The 14,159-nt window shown below is 56.5% G+C and carries 15 protein-coding genes; 5 read left to right on the top strand and 10 right to left on the bottom strand.

The genetic code is table 11. From position 1 onward, the window contains the following. Positions 1-104 precede the first annotated feature (104 nt). The 3 genes from ABFT80_RS08175 to ABFT80_RS08165 form a co-directional block, all read right to left on the bottom strand. Entirely contained in the window at positions 105-767 is a 663-nt protein-coding gene (locus ABFT80_RS08175; protein ID WP_347971376.1) for a hypothetical protein, read from the bottom strand. A 49-nt stretch (positions 768-816) separates the two neighbouring features. Then, entirely contained in the window at positions 817-2,307 is a 1,491-nt protein-coding gene (locus tag ABFT80_RS08170) for a VPA1262 family N-terminal domain-containing protein (RefSeq protein WP_347971375.1), read from the bottom strand. A gap of 415 nt (positions 2,308-2,722) precedes the next feature. Then, entirely contained in the window at positions 2,723-4,261 is a 1,539-nt protein-coding gene (locus ABFT80_RS08165) for a hypothetical protein (protein WP_347971374.1), read from the bottom strand. A gap of 669 nt (positions 4,262-4,930) precedes the next feature. On the opposite strand from ABFT80_RS08165, the gene ABFT80_RS08160 reads away from it, so the two are divergent. Further along, a complete protein-coding gene (locus tag ABFT80_RS08160) occupies positions 4,931-5,668 on the top strand; it encodes a hypothetical protein (protein ID WP_347971373.1) in 738 nt (245 codons plus the stop codon). A 332-nt stretch (positions 5,669-6,000) separates the two neighbouring features. Here the strand turns inward: ABFT80_RS08160 and ABFT80_RS08155 are convergent, their stop codons facing one another. Together ABFT80_RS08155 and ABFT80_RS08150 are read right to left on the bottom strand one after the other, a co-directional pair. Then, positions 6,001-6,660, bottom strand: coding sequence for a hypothetical protein (locus tag ABFT80_RS08155; RefSeq protein WP_347971372.1), 660 nt, complete (start codon positions 6,658-6,660; stop codon positions 6,001-6,003). Positions 6,661-6,724: 64 nt separating this feature from the next. Continuing rightward, entirely contained in the window at positions 6,725-6,988 is a 264-nt protein-coding gene (locus ABFT80_RS08150; RefSeq protein WP_347971371.1) for a hypothetical protein, read from the bottom strand. A 139-nt stretch (positions 6,989-7,127) separates the two neighbouring features. Here ABFT80_RS08150 and ABFT80_RS08145 point away from each other — a divergent pair, with 139 nt between their 5' ends. Continuing rightward, complete coding sequence (locus tag ABFT80_RS08145; RefSeq protein ID WP_347971370.1) at positions 7,128-7,601, top strand: GNAT family N-acetyltransferase; 474 nt, start codon at positions 7,128-7,130, stop codon at positions 7,599-7,601. Positions 7,602-8,270: 669 nt separating this feature from the next. Continuing rightward, the gene (locus ABFT80_RS08140) at positions 8,271-8,702 is read left to right on the top strand and encodes a hypothetical protein (RefSeq protein WP_347971369.1); all 432 of its coding nucleotides are present in this window, start codon (positions 8,271-8,273) and stop codon (positions 8,700-8,702) included. Between the two features lie 63 nt (positions 8,703-8,765). Here the strand turns inward: ABFT80_RS08140 and ABFT80_RS08135 are convergent, their stop codons facing one another. From ABFT80_RS08135 to ABFT80_RS08120, 4 genes are all read right to left on the bottom strand, one after another. Then, positions 8,766-9,065 carry a hypothetical protein gene (locus ABFT80_RS08135; RefSeq protein ID WP_347971368.1) on the bottom strand — a complete coding sequence of 100 codons (300 nt, stop codon included), beginning with the start codon at positions 9,063-9,065 and terminating at the stop codon, positions 8,766-8,768. A gap of 89 nt (positions 9,066-9,154) precedes the next feature. Next, entirely contained in the window at positions 9,155-9,997 is an 843-nt protein-coding gene (locus ABFT80_RS08130) for a glycosyltransferase family 2 protein (protein ID WP_347971367.1), read from the bottom strand. 211 nt (positions 9,998-10,208) lie between these two features. Then, positions 10,209-10,595 (bottom strand): RDD family protein, encoded by a 387-nt coding sequence (locus ABFT80_RS08125; protein ID WP_347971366.1) that lies wholly within the window; start codon positions 10,593-10,595, stop codon positions 10,209-10,211. A 115-nt stretch (positions 10,596-10,710) separates the two neighbouring features. Next, positions 10,711-11,067: a putative signal transducing protein gene (locus ABFT80_RS08120; protein ID WP_347971365.1), complete on the bottom strand. Its 357-nt coding sequence runs from the start codon at positions 11,065-11,067 to the stop codon at positions 10,711-10,713. Between the two features lie 264 nt (positions 11,068-11,331). Between ABFT80_RS08120 and ABFT80_RS08115 the strand changes: the two genes are divergently transcribed. Continuing rightward, entirely contained in the window at positions 11,332-11,598 is a 267-nt protein-coding gene (locus ABFT80_RS08115) for a hypothetical protein (RefSeq protein ID WP_347971364.1), read from the top strand. Here the strand turns inward: ABFT80_RS08115 and ABFT80_RS08110 are convergent, their stop codons facing one another. Beyond that, complete coding sequence (locus ABFT80_RS08110; RefSeq protein ID WP_347971363.1) at positions 11,599-12,777, bottom strand: cystathionine beta-lyase; 1,179 nt, start codon at positions 12,775-12,777, stop codon at positions 11,599-11,601. A gap of 349 nt (positions 12,778-13,126) precedes the next feature. Between ABFT80_RS08110 and ABFT80_RS08105 the strand changes: the two genes are divergently transcribed. After that, entirely contained in the window at positions 13,127-14,155 is a 1,029-nt protein-coding gene (locus ABFT80_RS08105; protein ID WP_347971399.1) for an amino acid ABC transporter substrate-binding protein, read from the top strand. The last annotated feature ends 4 nt before the right edge of the window (positions 14,156-14,159 follow it).

Raw genomic sequence — 14,159 nt, 5'->3', positions numbered from 1 at the left:
TACCTATCACCCGCACTTGGCCTACCCTCTGCAACCCCGGCCAGCGCCGGGCAGGCCAAGCGCTGATCGTCTACAGGGGGTGAATATTGGACGCCGATATGGGGTCAGAATTCCGCGCCGGTTGACACCACCCCGAAGCCGACGAAGAGCGGCACACCACTTTTGAATGCCTGCTTAGCTGTCTTTTCGTTCCAGTAGCAGGCCTCCCCCACGGCGGAGATAGTTGCAGTTAGAAGACCGCGTTTGTCCGCTTCGCTTACAAACCATCGTAACCGTGCCGGATCGTTGCGAAGTAGCACACGCACGATAAGACGCAGTCCATAGCCGAAGACTGAGCTGAGTGGCTCTGGATGCCGCATCCATCGATCTGCGAAGGTGATCTGCTTCCAATCCATGATTGAAAGCTCATCCTTCTCGTAGAGAGTTGACGACGATGATCGCGGTACAATTTTCTTCGGCCTGACGACATCGAGCGCTTGCCGGAGGAAACGCAGTCGGGTCGTTTCCGGATAAGAGCGCCGAAACAGCCGACCCAAGATGCTCTCGATCTCATCTTCATCCGCATGGCTAAGCGCAATCATCTCGCCGATACCGATTAGAACAGCGCCACACTTCGGCAATTTGCCCGAACGCACACGATGCCTGACAAGGCGCTTCAGAAGCGAGCCATCGCACTTCCAGAGACCTCCGGCTCCGCTTTTTCGCAGCAGTCCTGTGACATAAGCTCGCTGTAGAAGGTTGGCGTCTCCCTCGCCCTCGCGCCCCATCAGCCAAGCGGCGGCTCCGAGCACACCAGGCGCCAGCTTTGGGTCGGCTCTATCGTCCGTCATTGGGGGACCATTGGAAAGTCGTCGTAAGATGGGTTGAGCCGGAAATGTCCCGCCCATAGGTAAGCCCATCGATGTAAAGCGCTGCGTCGCGCGCCGCAGCTCCTTCCAGCCTCGACATGCAGAACGGCCATTTGCCCGCCATACGGTTCAAGCTGTTGGAAAGTAGATAGACCTCACGTTCGCCCTCGTGAGGCGTGAGCAGAAGATAGCGGTCATGGAATGCCTGTCGCGGTCCATCGACAAGGTTGAGGACCGTTAGCCGACGGGCGGCATTGGGGATGCCGTCGCTTCGAAGGTCACGCAGCACCGTTTGCAGTTCATTGAGCAGGTCCGGATTTGGTTCGTTTGTTTCTGGGTCAGATGTGAGCAGACTTGTGACGACGGTCAGATCGATGTCCAGGCTCTCGAGCCGTAAAATGACCCGCTTCAGCGTATCGATCCCGAAGTAAGGATCGACGATCGTGCCGGCGCTAACGCGCGCGCCATCCAGCAAACTGTTGAAGTGAGCGATGACGCCGACTTCCTCTGCGATGCCTCGTTGAAACCAGCGGTCGCTGCCTGATGGGGGCACCAGCCGATGCGTAAGCGCCCGCATGGTGGTTCGGTGGATCTCGAAGGCCGTATCGTTTTCCGCGCCGATGATCGATCGGCTCGTGGATCGAGTCCGAACTTTCGATGCGCGGTCATGCAGTTTCGATCCACGTCCCTGCGTCGAGCGAGCCAATGGGTCGTTGATAGCGAGCGTTGGTCCCATCGCAGACATGTTGAGACCGATACGGAGAAGAAGCGAATGCTCATCGAACTGGACCAGCATGCCTGACGGATCAAAGACAGATATCTTGTAATGATCGAACGGGACCGCCGTCACTGTCGCCGACACCGCAGGCCGTAAGGCAATCAACTTGGAGAAAACCAGCTCCGCTCCGAGTTCCAGTTCGACATGGACCGAGCAGCCTTCTGCTATTGCGCCATCAGCAGAAAGACTGAATTCCTCCGGGTAGGATAAATCTTTGGTCGAATCGTTCCGTTCGACGCTAAACTCGACCCGCGGATTGTCATCATTGGTGTCTGATACGTCATAAAGATCAAAAGCGCCGAGACGATCGGAAGTTCGGCGGAAATCGACGCCAATTGCATCCTTCAGGAAATCTAAAACCTGATGCCATCCATGGTCTGAAAGCTTGGCCTGCTCTGCGCCAACATAGGTTTCCATTGGACGGGCGCGGCGTCCGAATCCGTCAACAAGTCTGTGACGGGAACCGCTCAACGCGATGTTCGTGCCGCTCTGCTGGGAAAGGTCTAAAATCGATTGGGTACGAACTTTATCTGCAAACAATTTGGCTTCCTGATCGTCGAGGAGCGCCTGTATTATTTCGATTTCGGTCCCGTCGAAGTTTGCAGTTTTACGCTTCTCATTTTCAGGAATATTTGTTTCGGGCTCGGCGCTGTGAACGAGACACCCGTAGAGAAGCTTCATCTCTTTGCTGAACGCCACCCAAAGCCAATGGCGCCTTCGAGTTTTTGTCATTTTACACCTACGGCAACCTCTAACCTATAGACGTAGGTGTCGTACCATATCCACTGTCTTTTAACATGAAACGGTGGCTAGCACACTCGAGGCGGTGGATGTCAGCTTTTGGGACAGCTCGATCTGGGCAGTAAGTACTGAAACGGGTTGGAACCCGAAGGGCAGCTTTCCGACGACCATTGCCTGGAAGCTGACAGGCCCCTTTCGGCCCCAAAGGCGTCGGCAGGCAATTATTTCCCAAGCTGTAAACACGGCTTCAAGCCAACGTCCGCACCGGGGTGGGAGAACGAACCCGCTTGCGCGGGCGCGATGGGAGCGAGGTTTTGCTCAATGCCGATGCGATAGTCGTTCATGAGTTGGACCCTTACGGCCAGATGGCTTGGGCAATCGCTGCCGATTTTGCATTATACTTCATGAAGTGCTTCCGGAACGCGTTGATTAGGCCGTTATCCTTCGTCCCCTTGCAAATTGTCAGAACCTCCGGTCCGAGACGCCACCCAATGGTGTAGCGCGTCGGCTTGATCGATGCCTTGGCCTTTTCAAGGAACTGAATCGACTCCTCGGTCAGGGGCGCGGTCGTCCAGAATTCAAAGTGAACCGGTAGGTTTTTCCAGTCGTCATGCTCCCTCGCGGATTTGAAGAAAATCGGCACGTTGTGCTGCAGCCATTTCTCGACTTCGTCATGCGGCGTTTCGCCGTACGGGGAGTGGCCCTTGCACTCGATGAAGGTCAGCGACAGGTTATCGCGCACGGCAATCACGTCTGCCTCGGCTTCTTTGGCGTCCTGCTTAAATATCCGGTTCATGCGCACCTGATGCGCTCCGCCTTTGCGGAAGATGTCTGCGGCCAGGTATTCGAACAGGGTGCCTCTGAGCTGGTTGGCGGCGCCCTCGATCTTGCCGAACTTGCTGAACAGCTCATCGAACGCCGTCGGGTCAATCGTCGAGAGCGCGGCCGCTTTCGTCAGGACAGTTGAAAGCTGCTTCAAACCGGCCGCGATTTCCTCGCCGAAGAGATTGGCGGGTGTTGCCGGCACGATGCCGTTTTCTTTGAGCAGCTTGAAAGCTTCGCTGCTATAGCCTCCGGTCACAAATATCTGCAGGCACGGTCCGATATTGCGAAGTCCTCGCAAGGTCTTGCACTTTGTGACGAACGGCCGAACGCCCTCGACTGTGGCATATTCCCCCAAATGCACGTCGCACACGACGAACCCTGGCTTGTCCTTGCCCTCCTTGCCGGACTTCACCATCGGGCCGAGATAGGACGGCGCGGTTAAGTCCCACGCGAACGTGCCCACGCGAGGCAGAGCGTCTCCGTCGCGGGTCGCCACCTTTCCGTAGCTCACTATCCCGAGCTTCTTCAGCCAATCGCTTACAGCCGTGAGCAGGAAACCTTCGGTGATGAGACGGGTGCGAACCATTTCGGCGAGGCCGTTGTAGTAGCCCTCCGCCTGCACGATCACGATGCAGTCTCCGAGTCCTGGCAGTGCGACACGCTGCAATAGGCCAGCCTCAATGAGGTGCTTCAACACGCTCTCGGCGGACAGATGTTTGAGCTGCTTCACCGGCGAGCCGCACACGATCGGAAACAGCCGCTCGGGCACCGTGCCGCCGCGCTGCCTCAAAGCCGCAATGGCATGGCCATAGGCGGACTTGGTCAGCATGAGAGCTTCGACCAGGTTCTCCCAATACTGGGGCGAGCCGAACTGCTGTTCGAGATACATGTACCGGGCTTTGCGGGGAAAGGTGATGTAGCCGAGGCGCCGCACATTGCCAGCGAGCCTTGACACCCGTTTTCGCGCCGCTACCGGTGAAATCCCGAGTGTGACAACCAAATACTCCGCGACCTCGCTCGATAGGCGAGGGCCGTGCGTTTCTAGGAAGCGTTCAACCAGGTCGCTCATGATATTTCGCCCATGTCACACAGCGCTATTAATATTATAAATACATCGTCGGGTCTCCGGTTTTGCGTTGTCCACCTTATGCTTTGAATTCGTTCGATAATTTCGCCTCCAAAGAGCGGAGAAAAATCAACGATGTCACAGTGGCCATGTCCGATAGGCCCGCATCGCTCAAAACTGTGCCAATTTGTGCGTCTCGTGTGGGCGCCAACGGCACGGTCTGGTTGACAGCAGGCATCACGCTTCCACTAACCCAGGCGCAGGACCAACACCACCCGACGCGGTTGTACGCTTGGTGATCTGATAGTGTCCGCTTTTCGAACAGCGCCAAGCCTAGTCGAACGACCGGAATGGGGGTGCGAGGCTGATGTCCGGGGTTCAGGTCAGAACGGCTGCTTTTGGGCTCTCCAAAAATAACTCCCACTGGCTGCAATGGAGTTGGTAGCGGCGATGCGGCGCTGGAGCTGCAATTTCGAATGGGTTGCGCGGCGAATTCTTCGGCTTCTCATCTGGACCTATGCTCACAGTGTAGCCATCACCTTTGGACCGAGCCGCCTTCAATGTGGTAGAAGTCCGATACCGACAAAGTGGTTCGTTCCTCCATCTCCAGCGTGAGAGAACTGGGAGAGGTCCCTTGAGGTAGGCGGACCAGTTCGCACATGGGAAGGTGGGATGAGTTTTTTCTACAAGAGTTTGATCAGACGCTGCTTTGTCATTATTGCTGCCCTTGCATGCCACGGTTCAGTGGGCTTTGCTCAGATATCAGATCAAGACCTGCAGGCAGGGTGCGTGCAACAGGTCCCCGCCTATGTCGAGAACATGTGCGCGAGACGTAGCGTTTCGGCGGACAAGTGGGCACTTGCGCTGCCTGAACGCTGTCTGTCACTTGGTCTCGGTGAAGGTGTGGCGCAGAAGCTTCGGCAGTGTGAAGCGGGCAATGTCTATTCAGATGTATGGAAGTTTCGATACGCCCTTGGCGAAGACATCCGGCAATCCTTCGTCGAATATGTCGATGCAGCGCGTTCTGTATGGGATGCCGGGCTGGAGGATGCGCCCATACCCTCCATCAACGTCTTCGAGATCTACAATATCACCTTTCTTGCCTGTGGCGACGACGCGAAATGTCATGCCGAATTTTTCAATCTGATCCCGAAGGACGTTCGGGACTATATGGTGCTAACGCCTCTTTATTGCGATTATGGTGATGCAGGGAACTTCGCGTTCGACGCCATGTTTACCGACTACCTGATCGACGAGACATCCACCTCCGGCTTCAGGCATCCAGTGTGTCAGGCGTTTTACTGCACCGTCAACGGTTGCGGCGTGGAGGAAAAGACCGCGCCTGCCGGACATCCCTTCATTCTGGATGAGATGTGGCGTGACTATTACGCGCGCACATATGGAGGGTGACTGGCATCAACATCTTGCAAACCATCAAGACAGCGGCCCTACTTCAGCAGTCTTGTAGCCACTAACGGAACGATGCAGAATGACCGCTTTCGGTGCGGCCGAGTTCTGCGGCGAGCGACTGAGTTGAGGTCGGCTACTGCCATTCGCCGATCGTAGCGTACGCAGGACCCGGATCGGCTCGATCGGAGTGGAAAGGAGCCAGTCATCTTATAACCGCTATGGCGCGAAAGTGCCTCACCATTTAAACCAACGGCCAACCTGTCCTCGCAAATTTCCGCGTCGTGGCGTGAACAACGAATTTCAAAGACCACGCAAGTGTGACGCAGCATTCCCTACGTCGCTGATTCTCCGTCCCGTGCATTCTGATATTTCCGTACCCAGAGCCAAAAAGCATCGTCGGAGGTATCCGCCATCGCGTCGGGTATCTTGCCCAAGACCTGCGAGGCGGTTTTTGGGATGTCGGCGTCAAATTGATCGGTCAGCCAAGCTCGGTAGGACTGGTTTAAGCCAACTTTGCGCGGCGGTGCGTCTGGACCGTATAGACCGTCGCCGCTGATTTCCTCGTATCCGATGGCGAGAAGGCGCAGGAAATCAAGCGGCGTCTCACCAAGAAGGCACACGAGTCCTTCCGAGCCCTGATGCACGATCCGCTGGCAGCCCGCGTCATCGAGCCAGAAGGCTGCGTAGGAACCGTCGCCTCCGGTGCGTGCGAAAGGAACAAGCGTGTTTTGGATATCCGGAACAGTTTCCCCAAACCACGCCTCGCCGTGTTCTTTCGCCTGTTCGCTCGTCGCGACCCGGAAGAGGATCGACGTAAGGCGCTCATTCTCAAGGTCGTCTCGCGGTCCCAGCAGACCCAACCTGTCACCGGGATAGGCGTTGCTCGGCATCAGAAAGTTGTTAGCCTCCATCCATTCGAACAGTGCATGAAACTCCTGCGGCAGCGCCATGGTTGGCGGCATACGATCCGCCATCTCCTGCGCATATCCCATGCGATCTCCTTCCCGAGCGATATCCAATTTTAGGTTGCTGCGAGCGGAGAGCGCAGCAACACCATCAGATTAAATCATCGGCGAAGTACGTCTCCAACGCCAGATAGGAACAATTCAATTTCAATGCGTGGTGAGGATTGGCTCGGACAAGCATCCAGGCTCCTTCGAAACAGAGCAACCATTCCCCTGCATCGAAGAAGCGTTGCATTTGGGTAGTCGTCATTCCCAGTTCTTGCATGCGTTGCATGACTGCCTGAAGCTCCGCAATCACTTGGCGGTCGGTTCGGATCATGGCTGTACCCCAACGGCTGATTTCGATCGCAGACATTCTACGCAACCGCCCGCTTTTGAATGCCGCCTTTTTTAGAAACCGACGTCGTTAGCAGCGTCGGTTCCGGAATGACCGGCACGGTGTAGGAAATCTTAACTGTGGCCTTTGAACAGCCTTCTCGGATATCAATTTTCCAATGCAAAAGATCAAACTAAGACCTGCTACGTCCAACGATATAGGCGCGCTGACAACAATTTTCTTGCGGTTTCGGCAAGTGGCAATGCCTTATCTGCCATCGCTCTATCAGGAATCGGAGATGTCGTACTGGCTGGAAAACATCGTGCTCCCACGTAGCCGACTGATCGTTGCTCTCACAGCGCAAGCTGGTCCAGTGGCATTTTCTGCTGTCCGATGTGGCCAACTCGAACACCTCTACGTCGCGCCCGGTTCACAGGGCTACGGGGTAGGCTCACTTCTGCTTACGAACGCGATAGAGAGCAATCCGGTAGGATTGCGGTTGTATGTGTTCCAGCGAAACATCAAAGCGCGGAGATTTTATGAGCGGTACGGCTTTCGTCTGGTGGAGCTTCGCAATGGCTCGCAGAACGAGGAGAATGAGCCCGATGCTGTCTACGAATGGCGTCCAGATCATCACGTCGAACTCAAATGATGACCGGTTTCAGATAGGAGTCTCACATTTATGGACGTCAGCAATGGGGTCGTTAGCCGAACGTCGGCTTCTTGGTTTCCCGACCAGAACCGGACAGTCAGCAGACGGCCCCAATCCTGCTGCCGCTCGCACACAGAGGCAGCGGCGTGCCTGCGCCCGCCGCTTCTTCCGCTAGGGATCAGGGTTCAGATGGCTCGCGGCGTCCGCCAATTTATCGTAGAACCACGTGGTTCATTGCCGCAATCGATCAGCCCGTTCCCGCTCCCGAAAACGAGTGTGTGCCAATTCTGGAGCCGGGCGCTTACCTTGGCGGCACGAGTCCTGATCGCTGGGTGGGACAGGAATGCAGCGCGCAAGAACTCCAGGTGGGACAAACGCGAAATCTACGGATTTGATTTCATTGAGGAATCTCGGTGCCCCACTTTATCTTAACTATCTGATTTTCTTGATATATAGTCGTCCTGTCGGGATCGCCAAGTTTCCAAAACTGCTCGAATTTGCGTATGCCCGCTTCACCGATGACGTGAAACGGGCGTTTTTGTTTGCCCGTACTGCCTAAATCCATCAAATTGTACTCTGCTACTCCATTCGCGCAAAAGACGAATGAGGAAGAGTGATGAACCAGATGGCAGGTCTGATGTTTGCGGCACCGGAAACATTGAATAGCCCATGACCGACGCATTGCAGATGCAGGCAGACATTGCGCGCGCGGTCGCGCAATGTGTCTCGAACGTCAATGACGGTGAATGGGGCGACCGCGAGTGGCTGCGCCTCGTCGTCAATTTCGAAGGCCTATGGTCTTCGAAAGAGCCCGTGACCAGCAGTATTTCGTTCGCGATTGCTCGAAATACAGACGGTTCGTTGGAAAAAGTGTCGTTCCGCTTGTCGCCGGACACAAAAGCGAAATTTGCCAGCCTTGCCGAAACGATGAAAGGGACGGGCGGGTCGGCCTGGACCGTTAGCGATCTGGTGATCGAAAACGACGGTCGCTACAATTTTCAGTTTTCCTACGATCCGCCCTACCGCCTGGGCGGCAATCTCCATGACAAACGCTTTCTCGATTATCTGGATCGCCACCGCGCTGAGTTCGTGCCGGATTAGCCGAACGTGCCCGAAACGCGCGGCCGCATGCTTTGGGAAGATATTAGGCGAGCGGGATGCAGATCACCGCCCCAGTCTTTCGCGAGCTTCTGGTATGGTCTCCCCGAAGAATTCAAGCATCAATAACTCGTCCGAGAGTTCGGCGTGGACAGCACAATCGATGAACTCGTCGCGCTTTAGGCGCCTGGAAATAGCCGATACCAAATCGGGAGGTGCATTTGCTGCCGTGAGCTCCGACGGGTCTATCTCATGGCCCAGATCAAGAAGCCTTGCGGCGAGGGCGTTGCAGGCGGGCAATTCCTCCTCGGCATTCGTCGGGGCGACAAACAGTATTAGGGCGAACGCGATCGACAGGCGGGTCATCGCTCCGTTGTCCCACGTAGGGTAAACGACTTCAAGATTGCGTCACGTATTGCCGCCAAGCGTGCGTCAGATAACGGCGGCAACGTTTCTCATGAAGACACAACCTCGGCGGCCTGTTGTCTCCAGACTCCCAAATTGTCTTGCATGTATTGGACGCATCGTGTGTTCGCTTCGCTCCGGCCAGCGCCGTCGATCGTCGCGTCGAGCAGGGCGTCCAATTCGTTCGCGTCGGTCCAGCCTGGCCTTTCCAGGCCAGCCGGTAGCCAGATGCCGATGCCTTTGGCTGCCAGAAGGCCGGATAGCCAGTAATCGTCTACGGTCCAGAGAATATCGGGAATGTTGAAGGCCGAATCGTCGAAGAAGTGCGGCCGAACCACAGCACCGCCAAAACCCATCAGCACGTCCGCATATCCCGCACTGGAGACAACGATACGTCCGGGGGCCGGGATTGCCTTGGTCGTCAGAATCGACGCCAGGCCATGTTTGAAGCGCTTCAGCCGGTAGTCAAGTTTGCTCTTGTCCCTGATCGCCCTTGGCTGGCGAGGACGTTCAAAATCCACGCGTAAATCCTTGCCGAAAAGCGCCACGCATTCATTTGGCCGCTCACTTTGAGCGTCAAAGAGTGTTGCGGCCCAATCATGACGGTAGAGGCGGTCATCGTCGCAGAAGAGTATCTGCGCATCGCGGCCGCGCAGGGAGCGTGCCGCAAAGAGAACTTTGGAAGCGGGGCCGAGATCGTCTTCGGGCCTTACGATGGTCACACCAGCCGGAACACTAGGCAGTTCGCCTCCATAGTCAGGGAAACGACGGTAACGTTTCGGCACATAAAGATGGATCTCGTCAATCTGTCCGACTTGATCGACCAGACTTTTCAGGGTCGATCCGACCGCTTCGAAACGTGGCGGGATTGTCGTAAGCGAAATGACACGCACTGCTTGCACAGACTTTGATTGATTAAGGGAAGCCGGATTAAGGAGGGAGGCAGACAGAATTCAAGTGCTGACGCTTATCTTGTTATCTGTGTACTGAAAAGTGATTGCCACAAGGAATTTCTCACGCAACGCGTCAATGCGATTTTGTTGCAGCTTTTTAAACGAGGCTTATGCGGAAGCGCACGAAGCGGCGTGAGGCAAGCGTTTCGCTTTAGTCGCCCCGTTCGATCACCTTGGCCCCACCGGAGAACTGGCTGCGTAGGGCTGGCAGCATGAACACAAAGAGCGGTCCGAACAGCGCGCGATATATCGCTTGCATGCGTGTCAGGCGCTGACCGTTCGCCTGTACGACTTTAAGCGACATGATCAGTTTTCCAGGAGTGGCCTGCAATGAGCTGCTCTCGAAGATCGGGAAATAGAACAATAGAACCGCAGCCGCCCAAATGAAGGTGATCAGCATCAATAGCGACGGCGGCTCACCTACGGGCGATGCCATCAAATCACGTAAATTGACGAGAGAGTACCAAATGGGCGCAATGGCTATTGCAACGAGCAGGACGATATCGATCATCCCAGCGAAGAACCGTCTGATCCTCATAGTGTCTCGTCCCATTTCTGCTTCTAACCATTGACGGAAGTAACCACGCTGCCGATAAACCCGGCGAATAGGAATGTCATGATTGTAAGCACGGACATTTCTCCTGTCGCGGCGATCAAGTCTCCTTGCGTGAAACTGCAGGTGCGCTGACGGCGAAATAACCGGATGGCGGCGGCGGGACGCCGAAAAACAGGTAGATGATGACGGCCAAAAGCAAGCGCCAGACACCAGGGCGCGGGCGCATTGGCTTGAAATCGGAAAGAAGCGCCAGCGCAGCCTCGCTGTCGGATCTGGGCACGAGAATCGCGATGCCGCCCAGCCCGAACATGTAGTTCCAAGCCACCGATGCAGTCTGCCGCGTCTGCGCTACAACGGGAATGGCGGCGGAATCCAGAAGCGAGAAGGCTAGACCGGCTTCCATTTGGCCATAAGCGCGGCCAACTGTAACGAGGTCGGATCGATCGGGAGCCATGTGCCTCCTGCATCAGAAATGAGACGAAGCAAAACGACATCTCTCGTTGAAACAATTAAGGCTACTCAATCCTGGCGGGTGGTGGCAAGCCAAAAGCCCTTAACGCATTCCGGGTCGTCAGCTTGCCGAGGTCGCGCTGGCCCAATCGAACGAAGCCCGAAGCGCATGATTTCAAGTCGAGACGCTTTGAAAATATGCCATTATTACTCCAGATTCGAAGCTCAGTCTGCGCGTGATTGCGCGCGGCATTCGAGGAGGCATGATATGAGAGCTGTTTCTTTGACGATTCTGGGCCTGGCGTTGGCCATTACTGCCTGCACCACGATGACGCCGGAAGAACGCCGCGCCGCCGACGAAGCGGAATGCCGATCCTACGGCTTCAACAAGCGCAACGATGCCTTCGCCGAATGCCTGCAGCGGCTCGATCTGGACCGCCGCGCAGCGCGGCGCGACCAGCGCGCATCCTTCGACACATGGAACCGGCCCTTGGTCGTCTATCAGCCGGTCCCCGTTCGCGTCAGGGCGAAGTAATCAGCCGTCCACCTTGCGTGCCGCATCGAGCGCGGTGGAGATGTCGGCCTTGAGGTCTGCGACGTCTTCAAGTCCGATCTGAAGACGTACAAGCGGGCCTTCATAGGATTTTCCGGTAATTTCACGGTCGCCGAGAAACACAGGAACGGCAAGGCTTTCATAGCCGCCCCAGGAATATCCCAGGCCGAAGATCGACAGCGCATCCAGAAACGCATGCGCCTTTTTCGTGCCGCCGCCTTCGAGCACGATGGAGAATATGCCGCTCGAACCTGAGAAGTCGCGCTTCCAGATTGCGTGGCCCGGATGGCTTTCAAGCGCAGGGTGCAGAACGCGCGCAACGCCGGGCTGGCCTTCCAGCCAGCGCGCGATTTCAAGCGTGCTGCGCTGGTGGTGGTCGAGCCGGACACCCATCGTGCGCAATCCGCGCAGAACCTGATAGACGTCATCGGGACCCGCACAGCAGCCCAGCGCGTCAAACCCTTCCAGAAGCTTTGGCCAGGTTTGCGCATTTGCCGACACCGTGCCCAAAAGCACGTCGGAATGGCCCGCCGGATATTTTGTCGAAGCGTGTATGGAAATATCGACGCCGTGGTCGAGCGGCCGGAAAAAGAGCGGCGTCGCCCATGTATTGTCCATCATGACGACTGCGCCGCCGGCGCGTGCCACTTTCGCTATCGCCGGAATGTCCTGCATTTCGAATGTATTCGAGCCCGGCGATTCGGTGAAGACGACCTTCGTGTTGGGACGCATGAGCGATGCGATCTCCGCGCCGATGGTCGGATCGTAATATTCGACCTTGACGCCCAGCCGCTTCAGCATCGTGTTGGCGAAGCGGCGGGTCGGCCCATAAACGGAATCGACGATCAGCGCATGGTCGCCGGATGACAGGAAGGCGAGAAGCGGCACGGTGACTGCGGCGAGGCCGGATGGAACGGCGATCGTCCCGGCCGAGCCTTCCAGCTCGTCGACAGCACTCGTCAAAGCATCGGTGGTAGGCGTCCCGTGTGTTCCGTAAGTGTATTTCTGATTGCGATTGGCCATCGTCGCGGCATCGGGAAACAGCACCGTGGAGGCGTGTACGACAGGCGGATTGACGAAGCCAAAATAGTCTTGCGGGTCGTTGCCCGAATGCGCGAGCCTCGTATTGACGCCCATTTTGCTGAAGTCGCGTTTCGCCATGTCGTTTTTCCTGTTTGGTCCGAGCCCGACCGAAAGGCATAAAGCGGCGATCTCCGCTTGCCAACCGGCGAAGCGCAGGGACGTTCATCCAGCATGGTCAGTTTTGCATGCCAGCCTCATCCGAAAGCCGTATCGGAGCTGACGCTGCGGCACTGCTACGATGGTCTGAAACAGGTGTTCTTTGGATCATTAGACTTGACCTCACTGGAATAATCGCCTTCGATGCATTTCGTGAAGAGAGCCGCGCGTCCCTTACCCGGATGCCCTGTTTTGGAAGTGGGCCGAAACGGAATGCCTCTCGCACGAAAAAAACAGGATTCGTCCTGAACAACAGAAAAGGTCAATGGGTATGAAAAATTCAGTAAAAGTGCTTTTGGGGGCTGCCGTGATGGGCTTCACGGCATCCGCTGCGTCGGCTGCTACGCTCGACGATGTGAAAGCCAAGGGCTTCGTTCAATGCGGCGTCAACACCGGTCTGGCCGGCTTTTCCGCGCCTGACGACAAGGGTGAGTGGACCGGTCTGGACGTCGATCTTTGCCGCGCCGTCGCTTCGGCGATCTTCGGCGATGCAACCAAGGTGAAGTACACGCCGACCAACGCCAAGGAGCGCTTTACGGCCCTGCAGTCCGGTGAAATCGACCTTCTGTCGCGCAACACCACCTGGACGCTCAGCCGCGATACGTCGCTCGGCTTCAATTTTGCCGGCGTCAACTACTATGACGGCCAGGGCTTCATGATCAACGCGAAGAAGCTGCCGGGCGTGAACTCCGCACTTCAGCTTTCGGGCGCTTCGGTCTGCGTGCAGGCAGGCACCACCACCGAGCTCAACCTTGCCGATTACTTCAAAGGCAACAACCTCGAATACAATCCGGTCGTTTTCGAAAAGCTCGAAGAGGTCAACGCGGCTTATGACGCAGGCCGTTGCGATGCCTACACGACCGATCAGTCCGGCCTGTATTCGATTCGCCTGACGCTCGCGGCGCCGGACGATCATATCGTTCTGCCGGAAATCATTTCCAAGGAACCGCTCGGACCTGCCGTTCGTCAGGGTGACGACCAGTGGCTCGACGTCGTGAAATGGTCTTTCTACGCGATGGTTCTGGCCGAAGAACTCGGCATCACGCAGGCCAATGTCGAGGAAATGAAGAACTCGACCAATCCGGACATCAAGCGCGTTCTGGGAACGGAAGCTGATTCCAAGCTCGGTGCCGATCTCGGCCTCGACAATGATTGGGTCGTCAATATCGTCAAGAATGTCGGCAATTACGGCGAGAGCTTCGAGCGCAATGTCGGCGCTGGCAGCCCGCTGAAAATCGCTCGCGGCCTGAATGCCCTCTGGACCAAGGGTGGTCTCCAGTACGCCATGCCGATCCGCTGATCTG

This window comes from Foliimonas ilicis (assembly GCF_039939195.1).
Taxonomy (GTDB): domain Bacteria; phylum Pseudomonadota; class Alphaproteobacteria; order Rhizobiales; family Rhizobiaceae; genus Foliimonas; species Foliimonas ilicis.
Note: the sequence above shows the minus strand (reverse complement) of the source record. Positions and strands in the feature narration are given on the sequence as shown.

Excerpts from the sequence above, each read along its gene's own strand:
- ABFT80_RS08105 (WP_347971399.1), top strand. The coding sequence starts at position 13,127 with ATGAAAAATTCAGTAAAAGTGCTTTTGGGGGCTGCCGTGATGGGCTTC.
- ABFT80_RS08140 (WP_347971369.1), top strand. The coding sequence starts at position 8,271 with ATGACCGACGCATTGCAGATGCAGGCAGACATTGCGCGCGCGGTCGCG.
- ABFT80_RS08115 (WP_347971364.1), top strand. The coding sequence starts at position 11,332 with ATGAGAGCTGTTTCTTTGACGATTCTGGGCCTGGCGTTGGCCATTACT.
- ABFT80_RS08165 (WP_347971374.1), bottom strand. The coding sequence starts at position 4,261 with ATGAGCGACCTGGTTGAACGCTTCCTAGAAACGCACGGCCCTCGCCTA.
- ABFT80_RS08175 (WP_347971376.1), bottom strand. The coding sequence starts at position 767 with ATGGGGCGCGAGGGCGAGGGAGACGCCAACCTTCTACAGCGAGCTTAT.
- ABFT80_RS08170 (WP_347971375.1), bottom strand. The coding sequence starts at position 2,307 with ATGAAGCTTCTCTACGGGTGTCTCGTTCACAGCGCCGAGCCCGAAACA.
- ABFT80_RS08150 (WP_347971371.1), bottom strand. The coding sequence starts at position 6,988 with ATGTCTGCGATCGAAATCAGCCGTTGGGGTACAGCCATGATCCGAACC.
- ABFT80_RS08155 (WP_347971372.1), bottom strand. The coding sequence starts at position 6,660 with ATGGGATATGCGCAGGAGATGGCGGATCGTATGCCGCCAACCATGGCG.
- ABFT80_RS08110 (WP_347971363.1), bottom strand. The coding sequence starts at position 12,777 with ATGGCGAAACGCGACTTCAGCAAAATGGGCGTCAATACGAGGCTCGCG.
- ABFT80_RS08120 (WP_347971365.1), bottom strand. The coding sequence starts at position 11,067 with ATGGCTCCCGATCGATCCGACCTCGTTACAGTTGGCCGCGCTTATGGC.
- ABFT80_RS08125 (WP_347971366.1), bottom strand. The coding sequence starts at position 10,595 with ATGAGGATCAGACGGTTCTTCGCTGGGATGATCGATATCGTCCTGCTC.
- ABFT80_RS08160 (WP_347971373.1), top strand. The coding sequence starts at position 4,931 with ATGAGTTTTTTCTACAAGAGTTTGATCAGACGCTGCTTTGTCATTATT.
- ABFT80_RS08145 (WP_347971370.1), top strand. The coding sequence starts at position 7,128 with ATGCAAAAGATCAAACTAAGACCTGCTACGTCCAACGATATAGGCGCG.
- ABFT80_RS08135 (WP_347971368.1), bottom strand. The coding sequence starts at position 9,065 with ATGACCCGCCTGTCGATCGCGTTCGCCCTAATACTGTTTGTCGCCCCG.